This is a genomic window from Psychrobacter piscatorii (assembly GCF_904846415.1).
Taxonomy (GTDB): domain Bacteria; phylum Pseudomonadota; class Gammaproteobacteria; order Pseudomonadales; family Moraxellaceae; genus Psychrobacter; species Psychrobacter piscatorii.
The window spans coordinates 1-4,039 of record NZ_CAJHAR010000070.1 but is presented as its reverse complement, the minus strand read 5'-3'; the positions used below and the strand labels follow the sequence as shown (position 1 = coordinate 4,039).

4 protein-coding genes are annotated in these 4,039 nt (G+C 37.1%); all 4 read left to right on the top strand.

Annotated elements, in window-relative coordinates:
- Nucleotides 1–160 precede the first annotated feature (160 nt).
- Genes JMX83_RS14785 through JMX83_RS14770 form a run of 4 tightly spaced genes read left to right on the top strand, consistent with a single transcriptional unit; the run spans nt 161 to nt 3,604 of the window.
- Nucleotides 161–1,879: an ATP-binding protein gene (locus JMX83_RS14785; protein WP_265089554.1), complete on the top strand. Its 1,719-nt coding sequence runs from the start codon at nt 161–163 to the stop codon at nt 1,877–1,879.
- A complete protein-coding gene (locus JMX83_RS14780) occupies nt 1,876–2,505 on the top strand; it encodes an HNH endonuclease (RefSeq protein WP_201603335.1) in 630 nt (209 codons plus the stop codon). Before JMX83_RS14785 ends, JMX83_RS14780 begins: the two co-directional genes overlap by 4 nt.
- A 10-nt stretch (nt 2,506–2,515) precedes the next feature.
- Nucleotides 2,516–2,887: a DUF6985 domain-containing protein gene (locus JMX83_RS14775; RefSeq protein WP_201554116.1), complete on the top strand. Its 372-nt coding sequence runs from the start codon at nt 2,516–2,518 to the stop codon at nt 2,885–2,887.
- A 42-nt stretch (nt 2,888–2,929) separates the two neighbouring features.
- The gene (locus JMX83_RS14770) at nt 2,930–3,604 is read left to right on the top strand and encodes a HEPN domain-containing protein (RefSeq protein ID WP_201554118.1); all 675 of its coding nucleotides are present in this window, start codon (nt 2,930–2,932) and stop codon (nt 3,602–3,604) included.
- Nucleotides 3,605–4,039 lie beyond the last annotated feature (435 nt).

Below are 4,039 nucleotides of genomic sequence, written 5' to 3'. Positions count from 1 at the left end.
CTAAGACTGTGACAGTCGGGGCAATTGATCTGTATTTGTGTCTTCATAACCTCAAATATATCATCTTGCTTTGACTGTCACCCTTCCTTTATTACCCCAGCATACTTTTTGATACACCACCAAATATTTAACTCCAGCAACATTAGTCTCTGGCAAAGAAATGGCTATTCAGCTCAGTATGCCACGCCGCTCTACTTCTAGCACCGCTGTGGTCGAAACTCAGGCATTTGGTAGGCAAGTCAAATCATTAGATGGTCATAACATTGCTACTAATAAAAGCATCGAGCTAGGTGTTATTCGACACTTATGGAATGACTTACCACAAAAAGTTAGTTTAGATATTGATAATTTAACCAGTCATGTATTTATCTCAGGCTCAACAGGATCAGGTAAAAGTAATACGGTTTATGAGTTAATGTCTCAGCTACAAGAAAAGAATATTCCATTTTTGGTTATTGAACCCACCAAGGGTGAATATAAACATGTCTTTGGTCATCTAGAGAATGTTCACGTTTTTTCAACCAACCCTTCTCAAGCTCCCTTATTAAAAATCAATCCTTTTAAATTTCCAAAAGGCATTCATGTTTTAGAACATATCGACAGACTGGTTGAAATATTTAACGTGTGTTGGTCGATGTATGCTGCGATGCCTGCTGTACTAAAAGATGCCATTCTTCAAGCTTATGAAGCCAGTGGTTGGGATGTAGATAATTCATATAACTATTATTCCGAAGATATTTTCCCAAACTTCAATGACTTGTTAGAATCGATTAACAACGTTATTAATACGTCCGCATATTCCGACGAAGTTAAGAGTAATTATATTGGTTCCCTTGCAACGCGGGTTAAAAGTTTGACCAACGGTTTAAATGGTCAGATTTTTGCTTCTGACGAAATTGATAATGATATACTTTTCGACTCTAACGTTATTATTGACTTAAGTCGAGTTGGTTCACAAGAGACAAAATCTTTGATTATGGGTATATTGATCATGCGCCTTAATGAACGCCGTATGGCATTCTCTGGCATGAATCAACCTCTTAAACACGTCACTATCCTTGAAGAGGCTCATCATCTTTTAAAGCGAACATCTACTGAACAAAGCTCTGAAGGTTCAAATGTGGCTGGTAAAGCCGTTGAGATGCTTTCAAATTCTATCGCTGAGATGCGTACTTACGGTGAAGGCTTTATTATAGCTGACCAATCACCAAGTGCGGTAGACAGTTCAGCGATACGTAATACCAATACTAAAATTATTTTGAGACTGCCTGATGAACAAGATCGTCGCTTGATCGGTAAAGCAGCGGCAGTCAGCGATGATCAGCTTGAAGAAATTGCAAGGCTACCTAGAGGCGTTGCTGTTATTTATCAAAATAACTGGTTAGAGCCTGTCCTTTGTAAAATTAACCATTTTAATGGGGAAGAAAAAACATATGAGTGTTCCACTACTACACAAGTTACTGTGTGCAATCAGCGTAAAGAGTTTAATCTTCACTTAGCAAGGTTGCTACTGCATAAACGAATGGATGAGACAGAGCCGTTTGACTTACAGATACTCAAAGATGGTGCTAAAAAATATAACATAGCTACTAATTATAAGATTGGGTTGCTTAATTCGATACAACAAGTTGAAAAAACCGGTTATACAACAATTTGGTCCGATCATACTAATGCAATAAACTTGTTGCTTTCTGTGTTAGGTATACGAGAAACGATTAGTTCTCAGTTAACTCGTATGTCAAGTGAGGTGGAGCTGAACGTATTAGCGGATACCTTACTAAAAAATCATTTAACTCAACTATCAGATAGTATGACACGCAGTATTCATAGTGATTTAAGCACTGCTTGGAAAAACAGTTCTAAGGATATGATTTTATGATTGAGTTTATTAAACAAACTGAGATTTTCAAAACATTTGATAAGTCTATTCTTGATGAAAGAATATTCTCTAAAGATGAGTGCTGGGATACCTTTTCCTCTAATAAAGAAGGTGACATCTTTGCTAATGATGAGCCTTGGTCTACAGAGCGTCATCCACAGTCTGTCGAAATTCTTCCATCTAGCACCTACCTACCAGTAAGTAATGGTGAGTGGATAGATGAAGTAGGCAACTCAGTATGGAATCCTGACGATGACTTTATACCTTTGAGCGCTAATCCAGATAACTTGACTTGGGGTGAGCTCAAGGAAAAATATGGTATTGATGGAATATCTTTTAAAGACGGTGAACCAGACTTTTCAGAAGTAATGAAAGATGAAGTAAAAATAGACAACTTCACAACTGAAAGAAATAAGAACTTTCCTCAAGCCGATGAAAAACTTGCTGAAAAGTGGGAATGCACACCTAGAGAGGTTGCCAATTGGCGTAAAGAAAATGGTTATACTTGGCATGAATGCAAAGACTGTCAAACTATGCAACTTGTTCCTTCTGAAGTTCACAATAACGTCCCTCATGAAGGTGGTATATCTGTTGCCAAAAAACAACTGCTAACTACAAATAACTAAGGATTGTCAAATGGATATTTCAAATCTATCATTTAAATATGGCTGGCGGAAACCTATCAAATTTAAGCTTAATGGACAGGACTTTGTAATAGATTGCGTTTTCAGTGCGTTTCAAGGAGAGCAAGTTACTAATGAGCAAGAGCGATCCTACAAACTTTTCGATAACAATCATTCAGACTTTGAGTTAAAAGTTTTAGAACTGTTAAACGATTATACAAAGACAAACAATATTAGTAATTCTGTGGTCCAACCTACTGCATTACAATTTAACCGTGATGGAGAGTTTGCCTTACTATGTAATTGTTCTTGGGATGAGGAACATGGTATAGCAGTTATCCTTCATCCTCAGCAGAAAGTGACTATGCAAGACGACTTTCTATAATTCGGTTTTTAACTATGAAAAACTATAGATGATACCAATCAAATGCCTGATGTAATGTTGAACCGCTACCAATCCCAAAAGTCTGAATTCTCTGATCCTTTTCGCTTACGTATGCACCGCTCTTTGAGCTGGCTTGCTAAAGCGGTCAGTGTTAATGATGATGATATTCGCTTTATTACCTTATGGATAGCCTTTAATGCCGCTTACGCTCGTGAAGTGGCGCTATTTGCGAGTAGCTCTGAGCGCAGTGAGTTTCGGCGCTTTTTGCAGTTAATATGCCGATTAGATACTGACCAAAAAATTTATAAACTAGTGTGGGAAACGTATTCTGGTAGTATTCGTATACTGTTAGAAAACCAGTATACTTTTCAACCATTTTGGGACTACCATAACGGACAAATCAGTCAACAGGCTTGGGAGGAGGACTTTAAACGCGCAAAAGATAAAGTACATCGCGCATTGAGCAACAAGGATACCCATACAGTACTAGCTGTAGTTTTCGACCGCTTATATACGTTACGCAATCAAATTATTCATGGCGGCGCTACGCATAATGGCAAAGTAAATCGGGCTCAAATCAAGGATAGTGGCGCTATTTTGTCCTCTATTTTGCCATTAATGCTAGAGATTATGATGGCGCATCATAGCAAGATGGATTGGGGTAAACCTTTCTATCCAGTAATAGATAAAGAAGCATATATAGTCAGTTCACTATAGAACTGAAACATCCTATATTATAAAATTATTTTAGGCAGATTATTTTCTATCCAGCCTTGGCATAGAAATTTATACTATGACCATTTTTTCGACTGGATTTAGCTCAGGACTGTAGGGCAGTAGAAATAATAAACGATTACCATACCTATTAAGCAGTCTTTACATGCGTTTGTGAAAACTTCCATTGTCCATCAGGATCACGCACTTGGTCTTAAGAATTGGAATTAGCGTGTACTTAATCTATTCATAGAATATATTGTCGTTAATATTTTTTTAAATTAATCAAGTATAAATAGCTTATTTTGTATAATAGACCTCTTGCAAAAGTAGCTTCAAATCTCAAAGTATACAACTGAACCCTAAATAATTAAAAGATATGCCAAACATAGCCAAACTACTTGAACAAAATGATGCAGGTTTTAAACGTTATACCGG

What these genes read in the sequence shown, in the direction of transcription:
- JMX83_RS14785 (WP_265089554.1), top strand. Translation starts at nt 161, where the DNA reads ATGGCTATTCAGCTCAGTATGCCACGCCGCTCTACTTCTAGCACCGCT.
- JMX83_RS14780 (WP_201603335.1), top strand. Translation starts at nt 1,876, where the DNA reads ATGATTGAGTTTATTAAACAAACTGAGATTTTCAAAACATTTGATAAG.
- JMX83_RS14775 (WP_201554116.1), top strand. Translation starts at nt 2,516, where the DNA reads ATGGATATTTCAAATCTATCATTTAAATATGGCTGGCGGAAACCTATC.
- JMX83_RS14770 (WP_201554118.1), top strand. Translation starts at nt 2,930, where the DNA reads ATGCCTGATGTAATGTTGAACCGCTACCAATCCCAAAAGTCTGAATTC.